Source organism: Paraburkholderia dipogonis, from assembly GCF_046027395.1.
Lineage (GTDB): Bacteria > Pseudomonadota > Gammaproteobacteria > Burkholderiales > Burkholderiaceae > Paraburkholderia > Paraburkholderia dipogonis_A.
The window spans coordinates 1-17,652 of the sequence record NZ_JAQQEG010000022.1 but is presented as its reverse complement, the minus strand read 5'-3'; the positions used below and the strand labels follow the sequence as shown (position 1 = coordinate 17,652).

Here is a 17,652-nt window from a genome sequence, read left to right as displayed (position 1 = left end):
TCCTTTATCAACGCATCGGGCGCACCCGATGCATCCATGAGGCCTGATGCTGGCCTCAGATTTCCTCGTACAGCGGCAGCGTCAGGAAGTCGGTGAACTGCTCCGACGTCGACATCTCTTCGAAGATCTGCGCGGCGCGCTCATACGGCTTGGTGTCGCCGCCCACGGCCTGCTTCACCTTGTCGAGTTCCTGCGCCGACAACTCGCGCACCAGTTCGGCCGTCACCTTGCGGCCGTCTTCGAGCTTGCCCTTCGGCGAGCGAATCCATTGCCACACCTGCGAGCGCGAGATTTCCGCGGTGGCGGCGTCTTCCATCAGGTTGTGAATCGGCACGCAGCCATTGCCCGCGAGCCACGCGCCCAGGTAGTGAATGCCGACGTTGATGTTGTTGCGCAGACCGCCTTCGGTGATCGGCGCTTCCGGACGGAAGTCCGTCAGGTCGGTCGCCGTGACGAGCACGTCGTCGCGTTGCTTGCCGATCTGGTTCGGTTTGTCGCCGAGCACCTTGACGAACTCTTCCATCGCGATCGGCACGAGGCCCGGATGCGCGACCCAGCCGCCGTCGTAACCGTCGCCGGCATCGCGCGCCTTGTCCGAGCGCACGCCGCCCATCGCCTTTTCGTTGGCGGCCGGATCGTTCTTGATCGGAATCAGCGCGCTCATGCCGCCGATCGCCGGCGCATTGCGGCGATGGCAGGTCTTCAGCAACAGCAGCGCGTAGGCGCGCATGAACGGCGCCGTCATCGTGATCTGCGAGCGGTCGGCCAGGCAGAAGTCGCGGTCGGCCTTGAACTTCTTGATCGCCGAGAAGATGTAGTCCCAGCGGCCGGCGTTCAGACCCGAGCTATGTTCGCGCAGCTCGTACAGGATCTCGTCCATTTCGAAAGCGGCGACGATCGTTTCGATCAGCACCGTCGCGCGAATCGTGCCACGCGGCACGCCGACCGCTTCCTGCGCGGCGACGAAAATGTCGTTCCACAGACGCGCTTCGAGATGGCTCTCCATCTTCGGCAGATAGAAGTACGGGCCCGAACCGCGCGCGACCAGTTCCTTCGCGTTATGCACCATGAAGAGCGCGAAGTCGAAGATGCCGCCCGACACGCGCTTGCCGTCCACCTTCACGTGCTTCTCGTCCAGATGCCAGCCGCGCGGACGCACGATCAGCGTGGCGACCTTGTCGTTCAGCGTGTACGACTTGCCGTTCTGTTCCAGCGAAATCGTGCGGCGCACCGCGTCCTTCAGATTGATATGGCCGGTGATCTGGTTGTCCCAGCTCGGCGCATTCGAATCTTCGAAGTCGGTCATGTACGAATCCGCGCCCGAATTCAGCGCGTTGATGATCATCTTGCGCTCGACCGGACCGGTGATTTCCACGCGACGGCATTGCAGGTCCTGCGGCAACGGCGCGATGGTCCAGTCGGCTTCACGCACGCTTTTCGTTTCGGCGAGGAAGTCAGGGCGCTCACCGGCATCCAGGCGCTTGGTGCGTTCCACGCGCGCCTGCAACAACTGCTGACGGCGCGGCTCGAACGTGCGATGCAGCGCGGCGACGAGTTCGAGCGCTTCGCGCGTCAGAATCGCTTCGTAGCCCGGCTTGATCTCAGCCGTGATTTCCATGCCCTGCGGCAGCTGCAATGATGCGTGCGATGACTGCGGGTTCGCCATGTTTTCTTCTCCTTGGTCGGTCAGATTGCAACGATGCAAATGTTGAAAATGCGTTGAATTGCGGTTGATGCGCGTCGTGTTATCCAGTGGTAGCCGTCATGCGCCAGGGCTGTGGCGCGTGCGGCTGCCGCCGGCGCCGCTGCTGCGGCCGGGCGACGCGGGGGTCTTCAGAAAAGCGAGCAGATCGGACATGCCTCCGCCCGCGCCGTGCGGCGTGACGCCCAGTTCTTCGACTGGGGCGTTTTGCCGGTTGAGCCAGAAAGTGGTGAAGCCGAACCACGTCGCGCCTGCCACGTCCCAACCGTTCGACGACACGAAGACGATCTCGCGCGGCAGCGCGTCGAAGGCTTGCGTGCCGAGCGCGTAAGCGGCGGGCGAAGGTTTGTAGGCGCGCACGGCGTCGACGGATAGAACGTGATCGAACAGGCGCGTCATGCCGGCGCTCTTCACGGCAATGTCGAGCATTTGCGGGTTGCCGTTCGAGAGAATGGCGAGAAGCGGACGCGAGGCGGATTCGCTGCCCGCGGGCGCTGCCGAATTCGGCGATATGTCGCGCAAATGGCGCAGCGCGGGCACGGCATCAGGGAAAGCGGACAGGCACGCGTATTCGTCCATCAGACGCTTCTCGGCCGTGCGGCCCAGCGTGAGCTGAAGTTTTTTCGCGGCGAAGCGCAAGGCGTCGAGCGTGATGTCCCAGAACGGCCGGTAATGCGAACCGGGTGCGTCCGCCGGATCGGCGATCGTGCGCAACTGCGTGTATTCGATCTGTTTCTGACGCCACAACTGCGAGAGCGCGTCGCCGTGGCCGGGGAACATCTGCTCCGCGGCAGCGATCACCGAATGCACGTCGAAAAGCGTGCCGTACGCGTCGAAAATCACTGCTTTAGGGGAGAGTGTCGTTGTGGCCGACATTGCCGTGCGCTCCTATCAGAGGTCAGGACGGATTGTATTAGTGATGCTACGCGCTAAAAAAGAGGCTAAACATCACTTGATCTTTTACTTTCATCCACCTAATCTGACGCGCACCGACCACTTTCCCGCCTAGGCGCGGTTCCCATCGCTCATGGACCGTTTCAAGCAGATCGAGACTTTCGTGACCGTCGCGGCCAAAGGCAGCCTGTCTGCCGCGGCTTCGGCTGAAGGCGTCGCGCCGGCCATCATCGGCCGCCGCATCGACGCGCTCGAAGAGCGCCTCGGCGTCAAATTGCTGGTGCGCACCACGCGCAAGATCACGCTGACCTTCGAGGGCTCGGCCTTTCTCGAAGACTGCCAGCGCATCATTCACGAGATGCAGAACGCCGAAGCCAGCGTGTCGGCGGGGGGCGTGAAGGCGAGCGGCCATTTGCGGCTCTCCGCTCCGGCCGGTTTCGGACGCCGGCACGTCGCGCCGCTGGTGCCGGCATTCACGGTCGCGCATCCGGACGTGTCGATCACGCTCGACCTGTCCGACCGCCTCGTCGATCTGGTCAACGAAGGTTTCGATTGCGCGGTGCGTCTCGGCGAGTTGCCGGATTCGTCGCTGGTGTCGCTCAAGCTTGGCGAGAACCGCCGTGTGTGCGTGGCGTCGCCGTCGTACCTGAGCCGGCGCGGCGCGCCGCACAGCCTCACCGATCTCGCGCATCACAACTGTCTCGCGCTCGGCGCGAGCGCCAACCAGCAGCGCGGCTGGATGTTCCAGCAGGGCGACAAGGTTGTCTCGATCAAAGTGTCCGGCACGATGGAATGCTCGGACGGCGCCGTGCTGCACGAATGGTGTCTCGAAGGCTACGGCCTCGCGTGGCGCTCGTGGTGGGAAGTCGGCACGGACATCGCGGCCGGGCGGCTCGTCAGCGTGCTCGACGAATTCGCCGCGCCGCCCATCGGTATTCACGCGGTGTTTCCGCAGCGCCGTCATTTGCCGCTGCGGGTGAGGTTGTTTCTGGACTTTCTCAAGCATACGTATGGACACCCTGATTACTGGGGCTAACTGCGGGGGCTGACGGCGACCGGCGCCCTCCGACCTTGCCCGGCGGTTGCGCCGCCACCGCGCACAAGGGGTTTCCGATATGCGGACAGACCCTCAACGGATTCATACGCTCAATTCCGCGACCTACAATCGATTGAAGCGGCTTGCACGCCGAGCCTCGTTGAACGCTGAGGCCGCGCTGCGCGCAGCCGGCGACGGAGGGCATCATGTTCAGGCACATCCTGGTTCCGACCGACGGTTCAGATCTGTCTCGCAAGGCAATCGACGGCGCCATTGATCTCGCGCAAGCCGTCAATGCGCGCGTGACCGCCTACGCGTGCCTGCCGCAATACCCGTACTCGCCGTTCTCCGACGTAGTGGTCGAACCGCCCTCCGAATTCCTGCAACGCAGCGAGCGCGAAGCGCGCGTGCATCTGCGCGAGGTGGAGATGGCGGCGCGCCGTGTCGGCGTCACGGTCGAGAGCCGGACCAGCGTGCACCCGGCGCCGTACCTCGGCATTATCGAAGCGGCGGAGCAGGGCGGCTGCGATGTGATCTTCATGGCCTCGCATGGCCGCCGCGGTCTGGGCAGCCTGCTGATCGGCAGCGAAACGCAGCGCGTGCTCACGCATACGAAGATTCCGGTGATCGTGTATCGCTGAATCGAAGCCGGCAAAAAAACGCGCCGGCGGTGAGGCCGGCGCGCTATGTTCGCCGCACATGCGTTGTGCTGGCTTTCTTGCTGCTGCGATTTCTCCCAAATTCCACTTCAAGCTACCGGCCGTCGGCGCTGCCCGGTTCACGCCCCGACGACCGTGCTCCTCCCTGTGACGCCGGCTCTCTGACGGAGCCGCTTTTCGTCTGTCTGCCCTGTTCCAGCGATCAGACCACGGGCTCGATTACGCGACCTTCTTGTCGAAGAACTGTTCGTCTTCCGTCGAGCCGTGCAGCGCGGTCGTCGATGCATCGCGTTCGACCGTTTGCGTCACGGCGTCGAAGTAGCCGGTGCCGACTTCGCGCTGATGCTTGACCGCGGTAAAGCCCTTTTCGGCGGCAGCGAATTCAGCCTGCTGCATTTCGACGAAGGCCGTCATCTGGTTGCGGGCATAGCCGTGCGCGAGGTTGAACATCGAGTAGTTCAGCGCGTGGAAGCCGGCCAGCGTGATGAACTGGAACTTGTAGCCCATCGCGCCGAGTTCGCGCTGGAACTTGGCGATCGTCGCGTCGTCGAGGTTCTTCTTCCAGTTGAACGACGGCGAGCAGTTGTACGACAGCAGTTGATCCGGGTATTCCTTGTGGATCGCGTCGGCGAATTTCTTCGCGAACTCGAGGTCCGGCTTGCCGGTTTCGCACCAGATCATGTCGGCGTACGGCGCGTAGGCGAGGCCACGCGAGATCGCCTGCTCGAGACCCGGCTTCGTGCGGTAGAAACCTTCCACCGTGCGCTCGCCGGTCAGGAACGGCTTGTCGTTTTCGTCGATATCCGACGTGATCAGGTCAGCGGCTTCCGCATCGGTGCGCGCCAGCAGCACGGTCGGCGTGCCGGAGACGTCGGCGGCCAGACGCGCGGCCGTCAGCTTGGCGATGTTTTCACGCGTCGGCACGAGCACCTTGCCGCCCATGTGGCCGCACTTCTTGACTGACGCCAGTTGGTCTTCGAAGTGCACGCCCGCGGCGCCCGCTTCGATCATCGCCTTCATCAGTTCGAACGCGTTCAGCACGCCGCCGAAGCCGGCTTCCGCGTCCGCCACGATCGGCTGGAAGTAGTCCACGTAGCCTTCGTCGCCGGGATTCTTGCCTTCCGACCACTGGATCTGGTCGGCGCGCGTCAGCGTGTTGTTGATGCGCTTCACGACGAGCGGCACCGAGTTCGCCGGATACAGCGACTGGTCCGGGTACATTTCACCGGCGACGTTCGCGTCGCCCGCAACTTGCCAGCCCGACAGATAGATCGCCTTCAGGCCGGCCTTGACCTGTTGCATGGCCTGGTTGCCGGTCAGCGCGCCGAGCGAGTTGACGAACGGCTCGTTGTTCACGCTTTCCCACAGCTTTTCCGCACCGCGCTTAGCGAGCGTGTGCTCGACTTGTACCGAACCGCGCAGGCGGATCACGTCTTCCGCCGTGTAGCTGCGCTTCACGCCTTTCCAGCGCGGATCGGTTTCCCATTGCTGTTGGAGTTGCCTGGCTTGTTCTTGACGGGACATGGTGTGCTCCTTGTTTGCCTGTAATGGATGGGTGACTCTTTTCTTCGTCGAAGCGGCCGGCCGGTCGGGGCGTTTCGTTTCGTGAAGTCTTATATAAGAGTCTAGGCAAATCGATGCTCGCACAATAGCTACCAAGGAGCGATTTTTTAGTATTTATATTTGTTATCAATCAATAACTTATGACACGCGTTCCGCATTAAGAAACGACTTTTTCCATCTTGCAATAGGCCGTCTTGTGCCGTGCAGCACGATTTTTTACGACGCAAAAAAATTTTCCACATCGTGAAATTTGGGGCGCGCCGATGTGCGGACAAAAAAAAACCGGCGCATGAGCACCGGTTTTTTTCGACTGACGAACGGCGCGAGGCCGTCCGGGTCTTTTTCAAGCTGACTGAGCAGTACTGCCTGGGCGCTGCGACGGGCCGAAAGCCCTGAGCGGAATGCGCCCGGTCAGTACTTAGCTGCCGCGACGCGCCGTACGCGGGCCGTCGCTGCGGCGTGCGCCGTAGCCGCCGTCGCGCGAACCACCGTAGCCTTCACGCGAACCGCCGCCGAAGCCGCCTTCACGCGAGCCGCCGCCAGCCGACTTGCCGGCCCAGCCGCCGCCATTGCCGCTACCGCTACCGCTGCGCGAACCGCCGCCGTTACCGGCCGGCTTGCCCGAACCGCTACCGAAGCGACGGCCACCGCCGTTGCCACCGCCCGGACGGCCGCGGCCGCCAAAGCCAGGACGGCCATTACCCGCCGGAGCCGACTTGCGCGGCTCGAAGCCTTCGACGACATTGACCGGCAGCGGAGTGCGCACGAAACGCTCGATGCGCTTCAACGCGCCTTGCTCGGCGTGATGCACGAGGCTCACCGCGATACCCGAGCGGCCAGCACGGCCGGTACGGCCGATGCGGTGCACGTAGTCTTCGGCGAACTTCGGCAGGTCGTAGTTGAACACGTGCGTGATGCCCGGGATGTCGATACCGCGAGCGGCGACGTCCGTGGCCACCAGCACGCGCACACGGCGCTCGCGCAATGCGCGGATCGTGCGGTTACGCGCGCCTTGCGGCAGATCGCCGTGCAGGGCGGCCGATTCGAAACCGGCGTCGGCCAGACGGCCGGCCAGTTGGTCGGCGTCCATCTTGGTTGCCGTGAAAACGATAGCCTGGTCGAGGCCTTCGTCGCGCAGCAGATGGTCGAGCAGACGATCCTTGTGATCGCGGTCGTCGACGTAGTGGACGGTTTGCGCGATGTTGGTACGCTGTTCCAGACGTTGAACGATCTCGATCCGTTCCGGATCCTTCAGCAGGCGGCCCGTCAGCGAGCTGATCTTGCCGTCGAGCGTGGCCGAGAACAGCATGGTTTGACGCGAAGCCGGCGTAGCGGCAACGATCGTTTCGATGTCTTCAATGAAGCCCATGTCGAGCATGCGGTCAGCTTCGTCGAGGACGAGGATCTGCAGTTGCGACAGATCGATACGGCCGCGTTCCAGGTGATCGATCAAACGGCCCGGCGTAGCAACCAGGATTTCCGGGTTCTTTGCCAGCAGCATCAGTTGTTGACCATAAGCGACGCCGCCCAGAATGCTGACGGTGCGCAGACGCTTGAGGTGCTTGCCGTACGTGGCGGCGGCGGTGGTGACCTGCATCGCGAGTTCGCGGGTCGGCGTCAGAACCAGCATGGTCGGACGGGCAACCGGTTGCGGACGGCGCGTGCGTGCGCCGTCGGCCGGACGCGGTTCACGCGGCTGGCTGGCTTGCGCCTTTTGCAGTTGCGAAAAACGCTCGATGGCGGGCAGCATGAATGCGGCGGTCTTGCCCGAACCGGTCGGGCTCGAGACCATCAGGTCGCGGCCGGCGATACCGGCGGGGATGGCGCGTTGCTGAACCGGCGTGGGGTTCTGATAGCCAGCGGCGGTCAGCGCGGAGACGACATCCGCGGACAGACCAAGCGACGCGAACGACGGGCCGGCCGGTGCTGCGGCTTCAGCGGCGACGGCTTCCGGAGCGGCAGCAACGGCTGCGGCTTGTGCGGGTGCGTCGGCGAGACCGAGGGCTTGGTCGGCGATGGCGTTCAACGGGCTGCTGGGGGTATTGCTCGAAGTCATGAGAATCCTTGGTACACAGGGAATTAAAACGTCGGCGCCAATCGGCATACCCAAGTCGTCGGATTCAGCGAGCAAAGAAGCAGCGAGCAAATCGAAAAACGGGGGCAGCTCGCGACAATGAAGGCGAGCTTTTCGTTAGAAGCTGTATCGGATGCGACATGCCAACACGGCGTGCCGCCAGCCTGGGACATGATCGCCCGTAGGGGGCTAGGCAGGAGGGGACAGGTTCTAAACTGGATTGGAGCTAAACGCTACGAGGCGCTGCGCCGCAAAGGCCGCTAGAGGAAAGCCGGGCAAAGCAGTGAAGCGCAGGCAGTATTGTATAGGCTTTTGCTGCACTGCGCCACTGTTAGGAGTTTTCCTGGTGGAAAAGTTTGTGCCGGCTCCTGTTCTGGCGGCTCGACGGGCGGCTGCACCGGCCGGCCATCGCCGTGCCGGCATGGTTCAGGCCGATTCGCCATCACCTGGTGCGGGGCAGGAACGGCCGCCTGAAGCCGCCCGGCGTCGATCTGGGCGAGTCAGGCCGCCTCGCCGCTCTTGAGCGCTTCGACCAGTTCGACGTATTGCTGCTTCGCGGCGTCCTGCGCCGTGCCCTTGAGCGCCGCCCACGCATCGTACTTGTATTTGCCGACGATGTCGGTAAAGCCCGGCTTGTCGCCGTGAACGTCGCCGCGGGTGGCCTGCTTGTAAAGCGCATAGAGGCGCAGCAGGGTGAGATTGCCGGGACGCTCCGGCAATTGCTGGACGTCTTCGTGGGCCTGGGTGAACTGGGTGTCGATGTCGGTCATTGTCATGTTGCCCGCCGGGGCGGGGTCGGGATTGAGATCGGCCGATGATCATAGCAATTGCCTGCCGTCGCGGGGCCGAGGGCTTATTCCAAACGCCGGCCGGCACGCGGTCGCGAAGCCGAAGCATGCCGCGCGCATGCCAAACCACATTTGCGCGCGCCGTGCCGATTACAATACGGTCCATGACTCACACTGTGCTCCTCGCCCTCGATACCTCGACCGAATTCTGCTCGGTAGCGCTGCTGTCCGCCGCCGGCAATCCGGTTGGCGCCACACCTGAAGAGGCACGCGCCGAACCGCGTCTCTGGGTGCGCCATGAGCAAACCGGCGCGGTCTCCAGCACGCGCCTGCTTCCCGCCATCCGCGAACTTTTCAACGAAGCTGGCCTGAAACTGGCGGACTGCGATGCGATCGCCTTCGGTTCCGGCCCGGGCTCGTTCACCGGCCTGCGTACCGCGACCGGCGTCGCCCAAGGCCTCGCGTTCGGCCTGAATCTGCCGGTCGTGCCGGTCAGCACGCTGCTCGCCTGTGCCGAGAGCGCGCGCCTGCGCGATCCGTCTGTGACGCGCGTGCTCGCCGCGCTCGACGCCCGCATGGACGAAATCTATTGGGCCGACTACGCCTGGGACGACGCGCAAGGTGAATGGCGCACGCTTCAGGTGGCTTCGCTCGATGCGCCGGACCGGCTCGCTTTGCCTGATGTCCCTTTCACGCTGGCAGGCAATGCTGCGGCGGCGTTCGGCGCGCGGCTGCCGGCACTCGCCGCGGCGCGCAGCGTCGATGGCGAGGCGCTGCCGCACGCCGTGCCGCTCGCCCACGCCGCGCTGCGCGCATTGCGTGCTGGGCGTACGGTGCCCGCCGACCAGGCCGCACCGGAATATGTGCGCGATAAGGTCGCCCAGACCACCGCTGAGCGGGTTGCAGACAAAGCTGAAAAAGCCGCCAAGGCCGAGCAGGCCGCCAGACTCGCGCACGACGCAGCGCAAGGCGAGGGCCGGCAATGAGTGGCGTGTTGCTCGCGGACCGCTACATGTCGCCGATGACTGAAGGCGATCTGGACGAAGTCGCCGCCATCGAAAAAATCGCTTATGAGTTTCCCTGGAGCCGGGGCAATTTCGGCGACTCGCTGCGCAACGGCTACTTCGGCGTCTGTCTGCGCCATGTCACCGGCACGCTGATCGGCTATTGCGTGCTGATGCCGGTCGTCGACGAAATGCATCTGCTCAATCTGTGCGTGACGCCCGCGGCGCAAGGCGCCGGCGCCGGGCTCGCGCTGCTGCGCGAAGCGGTGCGCATTACCCGCGCTGAAAAACTCGAAGGCCTGTTGCTGGAAGTACGGCCGTCGAATTATCGGGCGATCCACTTGTATGAGCGCTTCGGCTTTGCTTCGATCGGCCGGCGCAAAAATTATTATCCGGCGCGGCATCGCAGCCGGGAGGACGCCATCGTGATGCGTTTCTCGTTTGCCACGGAGGGCGCAGATGGCGCTGCATGAATCGGTACTGGAAGAGTTCGGACTCGCGCCGCTGTGGGTGCGTCGGGGAATGGCGGTGGCGCAGGAGGTGGTTGCTGAGCCGCAGACGCAAGCGGAGGCCGCAGCCGCAGTCGCGCTCGGGCAGGGCGCTGGTGCGCTGCCCCGGCCGGGTGCGCGTCGTGATGATGCGCGTGGCGCGGCGCCAGGGTTGCCGCCCGTGGCTCGCGCGCAGGAAACCTCGCAGCCCGCGATGCGCGCGGCCGACGTTCAACAAGCCAACGCCACGCCAGCGCAAGGCGAACGCCGCACGCCTGGCCGTCCGGAGCAGGCATCGCCTGCGGCCGGGGCACGCGATCGGTTCGGTGATCGCCAGCCCGCAGCCGAGACGCGTGCGAACGCGCCGCAGCACGGTTCGCCAAGCGGCGAGCAAAGTGAACGTTTTGCGCGGCCGGCACAAGACCCGGCGCAAGACCCGGCGCAAGACCGGACACAAGACCGGACACAAGACCTGGCGCACGGACGGACGCGAACGCCCGTCGAAACGCGGGCGCCAAAGGAGCCGCCGCCCGCCGAAGCACGCCAGCCAAAGGAGCCGCCGCCCGCCGAAGCACGCCAGCCCAAGGAGCCGCCGCCGTCCCCGCAGCCATCCCGCACGCCCGCGCCGCCCACATTCGACGCGCCACCCGACGACGATTTCGCGTGGTTCGACGACCTGCCGACCCAAGCTCCCGCGGACGCACGCCACGAAGCCCCTGCAGCGCCGGCAATCCACACGCTCGACTGGGACGCGCTGAGCGAGCGCGTCGCCGCCTGCCAACTTTGCCGTTTATGCGAGAAGCGCACGAACACGGTATTCGGCGTCGGCGATCGTGGCGCCGACTGGATGCTGATCGGCGAAGCGCCAGGTGAGAACGAGGACCGTCTGGGCGAGCCGTTCGTCGGCCAGGCCGGCAAGCTGCTCGACAACATGCTCCGTTCGCTGACCCTCGCGCGCGACACCAATGTCTATATCGCGAACGTGATCAAATGCCGGCCGCCCGGCAACCGTAATCCCGAACCGGACGAAGTCGCGCGTTGCGAGCCGTATCTGCAACGTCAGGTGGGGCTGGTCAAACCCAAGCTGATCGTCGCGCTCGGCCGCTTCGCGGCGCAAAGTCTGCTGAAAACCGAGGCGAGCATTTCGTCGCTGCGTGGCCGCGTCCATGAATACGAAGGCGTGCCCGTGATCGTCACCTATCACCCGGCGTATCTGTTGCGCAGCTTGCCCGACAAGGCCAAAGCCTGGGCCGATCTGTGCCTTGCGCGCGACACGTGGCGAGCGGCGGGCGGCGTGCCGTCGAACGCGTCGAAGTGACGGCCGCCGAGGGGCCGGCGGCCGGTTCCGCCACTGCGCCGTGCATCGATGCCGCAAGCCGCGATACGCTACTCGACAACTTGCACGATGCCGCCGTGCGTGATCTTGCGTGGTTGTTGCTGAGCGCCGATCTGTTGCGCCCGCAACCACCGGTGGGCGCGCTGGCGAATCCCTTCGACACGCTGCAGGAAGCGCAGGCGACCATCGACTGGCTACGCGCGCTCGACGCCGCGCCCGAACCCTTGCATCACGAACTCGCGGCGACGCGCATCACGCGTCTCGGCCGGTACGCCGAACGGCTGCTCGGCTGGTTCCTGCAGCATGGACCGGCGGCGCGGCTGGTGGCTGCCGGCGTGCCCTTGCGGCGCGCGGGCGTCACGCTCGGCGAATGCGATTTTCTGGTCCAGACGCGGCAGGGTGCGCGGCTGCATTGGGAGCTGGCCGTGAAGTGCTATCTGCATGCCGGTGGAGGGCATGCTCAGTCGTCCGCTCAGTTATTCAACTACGTCGGCCCGAATCTGAAAGACCGCTTCGATCTCAAGCTCGCGCATGTGCTGAATCACCAGTTGCCGTTGAGCGCGCGTGAGGAGTTTGCCTCGGTCGGCTACGCGGGTCCGTGGACGCCGCAGATGTTCATCAAAGGCTGGCTGTTTTACCGTGATGGCGAGACGCCGACCGATCCTGCCGAGCTCGATCCTGCGCATGGTCGTGGATGGTGGGTGACGCGCGGTGATTGGCCGGCGTTCGGAGCGGCTCATGCGAAGAAGTGGTGCACATTGCCGCGGCTGGAGTGGCTTGCGCCGCGGCGCCATACGCCTCTCGAGGTGCGGGCTGCAGGGCTGGCTTTCGTCGATGCGCAAACGCTCGCCGGGCAAACCGCACATCAGCGCGGACCGGCGATGGTCGCCGCGTTCGTCGAGGACAGCGCGGGCAATCTGATAGAACGCTCGCGTGGCTTTATCGTGTCCGACGAGTGGCCGGAGCTGGCGCAAAGCTACGCGCGACAGTAGCGGCGGGCGAACAGCAAAGAAGCGGGAAAGACCATGAAGAGGCGCCGGAAAAACCAGGGCGCAGGACCTGGCGAACGCAGCCAGACCACCACGACGCCCAGCCGCCCCTCACCACCACCGATAAAAATGATGCACCGGCCCGACGCCGCTGCCGACGTCGAGTCGATCGCTCGCTTGCAGCGCGCCGGTCAGATACTCCTTCGCGTCGGCGACAGCGCTCGCCAGATCGCCACGCTGCGGAATCAGCGCCGCAATCGCCGATGACAGCGTGCAGCCCGTCCCATGCGTATTCTTCACCGGCACACGTGGGCCGCCGAGACGCAGCGTGCCGCTCCCCTGCACCAGCCAGTCCGGACTATCTGTCGCGCTCAGATGGCCACCCTTCATCAGCACCGCGTGCGCGCCGAGCGCGCGCAGCGCTTCGCCTTGCTCGACCATGCCGGCTTCATCGGTCGCGGCTTGCACGCCGAGCAACGCGGCGGCTTCCGGCAGATTGGGCGTCAGCAGATCGGCAAGCGGCAGCAATTCGTCGCGCACCGCAGCGACCGCGTCCGGCAGCAGCAACGCATGGTTGCTCTTCGAAATCATCACCGTGTCGAGCACGATGTGCTTCGGCTTGTGCCGACGCAGTGCGTCGGCGACCGCGCGCGCGATCGGCGCGTTCGCCAGCATGCCGATCTTCACGGCGTCGATGCGGATGTCGTCGAACACCGCGTCGAGTTGCGCGGTAATGAAGCCGGGGTCCGGCGCGTGAATCGCGGTGACGCCGCGCGTGTTCTGCGCGGTGAGCGCGGTGATCACGCTCGCGCCGTACGCGCCGAGCGCCGAGAAAGCCTTCAGATCGGCCTGAATGCCGGCGCCGCCGCCGGAATCGGAGCCGGCTATCGTCAGCACATTGGGAATCGGTTGAGTCATGGCAAAGCGAGGAAGGAGGAAGGCGCGGGTCGCGACGTGAGCGGACGACCCGCCGCGGATCAGTGCTTGACTTCGCCGATCAGCGCGACCGAGTCGAACGCGCGCTGGTTGGCCTGGTGGCGCCGCATCACGAACCACATCATCACGCAGACGAAGGTGCCGAACAGCAAGATCACCGCCGTGACCGGCACGTCGAGCCACACCAGCACGGCGTAGAGGCACAGCATCACGAGCACGGAGAGGTTTTCGTTGAAGTTCTGCACGGCAATCGAGTGACCGGCCGACAGCAGCACGTGCCCGCGATGCTGGAGCAGCGCGTTCATCGGCACGACGAAGAAGCCCGACAGGCCGCCCACGATCATCAGGAAAATGTAGGCGACGATCAGATAACCCGGCACATGCACGCGGCCGAAATAGAGACCCCAATGGGCAGGGAACAGGTCGCGCGTGTAAAACGCCATCAGCATCACGGCGATGCCCATCATGATGCCGACCGGCAACACCGACAGCGACTTCTTCAACGGCACCCGCGAAGCCGCGAAGATCGCGCCGGCCGCCACGCCCACGGCCACCACCGCCTGCAGAATGGCCGCTTCGGAGAGCGACATGTTCAGCGACACCTCGGCCCACTTCAACACGATGAATTGCAGCGTCGCGCCCGCGCCCCAGAACAGCGTGGTGACGGCGAGCGAAATCTGGCCGAGCTTGTCGCGCCACAGCACGAGGAAACAGTCGGCGAAATCGGTGACGAGTTTGATCGGGCCGCGTTCCTGTTTCGGATAGCGCGCGCCAGTGTCGGGAATGCGCAGATTGAACAGCGCCGCGATAACGTAGATGGCCATGATGACCAGCATCGCCGCCTCGGCGGGCGTGTTGACCGAGGGAATGTGGTGCCGCAGGATCGGCGCGGCAATGTGCGGGCTGATGAGCGCGCCGCCGAGCACGGTGCCGAGAATGATCGAGCCGACGGTCGTGCCTTCGATCCAGCCGTTCGCGGCGACCAGCCGGTCAGGCGGCAGCAGTTCGGTGAGAATGCCGTATTTGGCGGGCGAGTAGGCCGCCGCGCCGAAGCCGACGATCCCGTACGCGAGTAACGGATGCGCGCCCACCAGCATCGTGATGCAACCGACGACCTTGATGGTATTGGTGATGAACATCACGCGTCCTTTCGGACGGGAGTCGGCGAAGGCACCGACGAAGGCGGCGAGAACGACATACGACAGCACAAAGAACAACTTGAGCAGCGGCGTCATCCAGTTCGGGGCGTGAAGATCTTTCAGCAGTGCGATAGCAGCGATCAGAAGCGCATTGTCGGCCAGCGACGAAAAAAACTGCGCGGCCATGATGGTGTAAAAACCTTTTTTCATCTGATGCGATGCTGTCCTCGCTGCGGTCTGTCCGCCCCGGCCGCTGGTTGAGCGTCCGGGCTTATGCCGTTCGAAATGGGTTGTGCGCACGGCTTTATATCATGAAAATAGATGGATTCGGACTAGCAGAATCCTTGATCGCACCGCCCAGCGGGCTGCCGAGCGCTGAAAACGCCCTGTAAGCCGCTGATTCGCAAGCGTCTTTACGAAAATATCCCATGCCGCGCCCCCTTTCAGCCACGATTCATACCTCCGCTCTCGCCAATAATCTCGTCGTTGCCCGGCGCTACGCGCCAAAATCCAAAATCTGGGCCGTCGTCAAGGCCAACGCCTACGGGCACGGCCTTGCGCGCGTTTTCCCCGGCCTGCGCGCAACCGACGGCTTTGGGTTGCTGGACCTCGAAGAGGCCGTTAAGTTGCGTGAATTGGGCTGGGCCGGCCCGATTCTTCTGCTCGAAGGCTTCTTTCGTCCGACCGATATCGACGTGATCGACCGCTACAGCCTGACCACCGCGCTGCATTCGGACGAACAGTTGCGCATGCTCGAAATGGCGCGCCTGTCCAAACCGGTCAACATCCAGTTGAAGATGAATACCGGCATGAACCGTCTCGGTTACACACCGGAGAAGTTCCGCTCTGCGTGGGAACGCGCGCGCGCTTGCCAGGGCGTCGGCCAGATCACGTTGATGACCCATTTCTCCGACGCCGACGGCGATCGCGGCGTCGACTATCAGGTAGAAGCGTTCGAGCGCGGCGCGCAGGGCATCGCCGGCGCGCGCAGCCTCGCGAACTCGGCGGCCACGCTGTGGCATCCCGCCACGCACTTCGACTGGGTGCGCCCGGGCATCATCATGTACGGCGCGTCGCCGTCGGGCGCGACGGCCGCGATCGAAGGCACCGGCCTGCAGCCGGCCATGACGCTCGCCTCCGAACTGATCGCCGTGCAGACGCTCGTCGAAGGCCATACGGTGGGCTACGGTTCGTCGTTCAAGGCGCGCGGCTCGATGCGCATCGGCGTGGTGGCGTGCGGCTACGCGGACGGCTATCCGCGCGTCGCGCCGGAAGGCACGCCGGTGATCGTCGACGGCGTGCGCACGCGGGTCGTCGGGCGCGTCTCGATGGACATGCTCACCGTCGACCTGACGCCGGTGCCGACCGCCAACGTCGGCTCGCGCGTCGAGCTGTGGGGCACCTCGCTGCCGATCGACGACGTCGCGCAGGCGTGCGGCACCATCGGCTATGAGCTGATGTGTGCCGTGGCGCCGCGCGTGCCGGTACGGGCGGAGTAAGGGCACGCAAACCCGGGCACGCAAACCCGGGCACGCAACCCAGGCGCGCGCCTGGCCTCGCAGCAAGCGTTTCAATCCAAAGAACAGCAACACAGGCAATAACGCGTGGCAAAACCCAAAACGTTGTACATCTGCAGTGAATGCGGCGGGCAATCGCCGAAATGGGCCGGCCAGTGCCCCTCGTGCAATGCGTGGAACACGCTGGTCGAGTCGGTGGCGGAAGCGCCGTCCACGCACCGCTTCCAGTCGCTCGCGAAGAGCGCGCCGGTGCGCCGTCTCGCCGATATCGATGCGTCCGATGTGCCGCGCTTTTCCACTGGCGTGAGCGAGTTCGACCGCGTGCTCGGCGGCGGTCTCGTGCCGGGCGGCGTGGTGCTGATCGGGGGCGATCCGGGCATCGGCAAATCGACGCTGTTGCTGCAATCGCTCGCGGAGATCGCCGCCGACAAACGCGCGCTCTATATCAGCGGCGAAGAATCGGCCGCGCAGATTGCGTTGCGCGCGCAACGGCTTTCGTTGCTGGAGCCGGGCTCGAAGGCGAGCGAGCTGCAACTGCTCGCTGAAATCCAGCTCGAAAAAATCCAGGCGACGATCGCCGACCAGCGGCCCGATGTCGCGGTGATCGACTCGATCCAGACGGTCTATTCCGACGCGCTGACCTCCGCGCCGGGCTCGGTCGCCCAGGTGCGCGAGTGCGCGGCGCAACTCACGCGCATCGCCAAGCAATCGGGCACCACCATCATCATGGTTGGCCACGTGACCAAGGAAGGCGCGCTGGCCGGGCCGCGCGTGCTCGAGCACATCGTCGACACGGTGTTGTATTTCGAGGGCGACACGCATTCCTCGTACCGTCTGGTGCGCGCGATCAAGAACCGTTTCGGTGCGGTCAACGAGCTCGGCGTGTTCGCCATGACCGAGCGCGGCTTGCGCGGCGTGGCCAATCCGTCGGCGCTGTTTCTGTCGCAGCACGAGCAGTCGGTGCCGGGCTCGTGCGTGCTGGTGACGCAGGAGGGCACGCGGCCGCTGCTGGTCGAAGTGCAGGCCCTCGTGGACTCGGCCAACGCGCCGAACCCGCGGCGCCTGGCCGTTGGTCTGGAGCAGAACCGGCTCGCGATGCTGCTGGCGGTGTTGCACCGGCATGCGGGCATCGCGTGTTTCGATCAGGACGTGTTCCTGAACGCCGTGGGCGGCGTGAAGATCACGGAACCTGCCGCCGACCTCGCCGTGCTGCTCGCGATTCATTCGTCCATGCGTAACAAGCCGCTGCCCAAAGGGCTAGTGGTGTTCGGGGAAGTGGGCCTCGCCGGCGAGATCCGGCCGTCGCCGCGCGGTCAGGAGCGCCTGAAGGAAGCCGCCAAACTGGGCTTTTCGGTCGCGGTGATTCCCAAGGCCAATGCGCCGAAACAGCCGATCGAAGGCTTACAGGTCGTTGCGGTCGAGCGGATCGAACAGGCGATCGACCGGGTCCGCACGCTCGAATAGACGGGGGTTGGGGGGGGGGGGGGGGGGGCCCGGGGGGGGGGGGGGGGGGGTTAATATAAGATT

15 protein-coding genes are annotated in these 17,652 nt (G+C 64.9%); 8 read left to right on the top strand and 7 right to left on the bottom strand.

Going from position 1 to position 17,652, the window contains the following annotated elements; genetic code table 11:
• Positions 1-55 precede the first annotated feature (55 nt).
• Together aceB and PQR32_RS22620 are read right to left on the bottom strand one after the other, a co-directional pair.
• Positions 56-1,666 carry a malate synthase A gene (aceB, locus tag PQR32_RS22625; RefSeq protein WP_408231879.1) on the bottom strand — a complete coding sequence of 537 codons (1,611 nt, stop codon included), beginning with the start codon at positions 1,664-1,666 and terminating at the stop codon, positions 56-58.
• A 96-nt stretch (positions 1,667-1,762) separates the two neighbouring features.
• Positions 1,763-2,578 (bottom strand): haloacid dehalogenase type II, encoded by an 816-nt coding sequence (locus tag PQR32_RS22620; RefSeq protein WP_408231876.1) that lies wholly within the window; start codon positions 2,576-2,578, stop codon positions 1,763-1,765.
• A gap of 151 nt (positions 2,579-2,729) precedes the next feature.
• Between PQR32_RS22620 and PQR32_RS22615 the strand changes: the two genes are divergently transcribed.
• Together PQR32_RS22615 and PQR32_RS22610 are read left to right on the top strand one after the other, a co-directional pair.
• Entirely contained in the window at positions 2,730-3,632 is a 903-nt protein-coding gene (locus PQR32_RS22615) for a LysR family transcriptional regulator (RefSeq protein ID WP_408231873.1), read from the top strand.
• Between the two features lie 206 nt (positions 3,633-3,838).
• Positions 3,839-4,273 (top strand): universal stress protein, encoded by a 435-nt coding sequence (locus PQR32_RS22610; protein ID WP_408231870.1) that lies wholly within the window; start codon positions 3,839-3,841, stop codon positions 4,271-4,273.
• A gap of 237 nt (positions 4,274-4,510) precedes the next feature.
• Here PQR32_RS22610 and aceA read toward each other — a convergent pair whose 3' ends face one another.
• The 3 genes from aceA to PQR32_RS22595 all read right to left on the bottom strand — a co-directional run bounded on the left by aceA (position 4,511) and on the right by PQR32_RS22595 (position 8,698).
• Positions 4,511-5,815 (bottom strand): isocitrate lyase, encoded by a 1,305-nt coding sequence (aceA, locus tag PQR32_RS22605; protein WP_408231867.1) that lies wholly within the window; start codon positions 5,813-5,815, stop codon positions 4,511-4,513.
• Between the two features lie 457 nt (positions 5,816-6,272).
• Complete coding sequence (locus tag PQR32_RS22600; protein ID WP_408231864.1) at positions 6,273-7,910, bottom strand: DEAD/DEAH box helicase; 1,638 nt, start codon at positions 7,908-7,910, stop codon at positions 6,273-6,275.
• Positions 7,911-8,428: 518 nt separating this feature from the next.
• Entirely contained in the window at positions 8,429-8,698 is a 270-nt protein-coding gene (locus PQR32_RS22595) for an acyl-CoA-binding protein (protein ID WP_132376843.1), read from the bottom strand.
• Between the two features lie 182 nt (positions 8,699-8,880).
• On the opposite strand from PQR32_RS22595, the gene tsaB reads away from it, so the two are divergent.
• The 4 genes from tsaB (at position 8,881) to PQR32_RS22575 (ending at position 12,536) form a co-directional block, all read left to right on the top strand.
• Positions 8,881-9,702 (top strand): tRNA (adenosine(37)-N6)-threonylcarbamoyltransferase complex dimerization subunit type 1 TsaB, encoded by an 822-nt coding sequence (gene tsaB, locus PQR32_RS22590; protein WP_408231861.1) that lies wholly within the window; start codon positions 8,881-8,883, stop codon positions 9,700-9,702.
• Positions 9,699-10,193, top strand: coding sequence for a ribosomal protein S18-alanine N-acetyltransferase (gene rimI, locus PQR32_RS22585; protein ID WP_408231858.1), 495 nt, complete (start codon positions 9,699-9,701; stop codon positions 10,191-10,193). The genes tsaB and rimI overlap by 4 nt, the downstream gene beginning before the upstream one ends.
• Before the next feature lie 229 nt (positions 10,194-10,422).
• A complete protein-coding gene (locus PQR32_RS22580) occupies positions 10,423-11,526 on the top strand; it encodes a uracil-DNA glycosylase family protein (protein ID WP_408232238.1) in 1,104 nt (367 codons plus the stop codon).
• A complete protein-coding gene (locus PQR32_RS22575) occupies positions 11,523-12,536 on the top strand; it encodes a DUF1853 family protein (RefSeq protein ID WP_408231855.1) in 1,014 nt (337 codons plus the stop codon). The genes PQR32_RS22580 and PQR32_RS22575 overlap by 4 nt, the downstream gene beginning before the upstream one ends.
• A gap of 108 nt (positions 12,537-12,644) precedes the next feature.
• Here PQR32_RS22575 and thiD read toward each other — a convergent pair whose 3' ends face one another.
• Positions 12,645-13,451: a bifunctional hydroxymethylpyrimidine kinase/phosphomethylpyrimidine kinase gene (thiD, locus tag PQR32_RS22570; RefSeq protein WP_408231852.1), complete on the bottom strand. Its 807-nt coding sequence runs from the start codon at positions 13,449-13,451 to the stop codon at positions 12,645-12,647.
• A gap of 59 nt (positions 13,452-13,510) precedes the next feature.
• Positions 13,511-14,818 carry a lysophospholipid transporter LplT gene (lplT, locus tag PQR32_RS22565; protein WP_408231849.1) on the bottom strand — a complete coding sequence of 436 codons (1,308 nt, stop codon included), beginning with the start codon at positions 14,816-14,818 and terminating at the stop codon, positions 13,511-13,513.
• Between the two features lie 218 nt (positions 14,819-15,036).
• Between lplT and alr the strand changes: the two genes are divergently transcribed.
• Complete coding sequence (gene alr / locus PQR32_RS22560) at positions 15,037-16,107, top strand: alanine racemase (RefSeq protein ID WP_408231846.1); 1,071 nt, start codon at positions 15,037-15,039, stop codon at positions 16,105-16,107.
• A 105-nt stretch (positions 16,108-16,212) separates the two neighbouring features.
• Entirely contained in the window at positions 16,213-17,589 is a 1,377-nt protein-coding gene (gene radA / locus PQR32_RS22555) for a DNA repair protein RadA (RefSeq protein WP_408231843.1), read from the top strand.
• Positions 17,590-17,652: the final 63 nt, after the last annotated feature.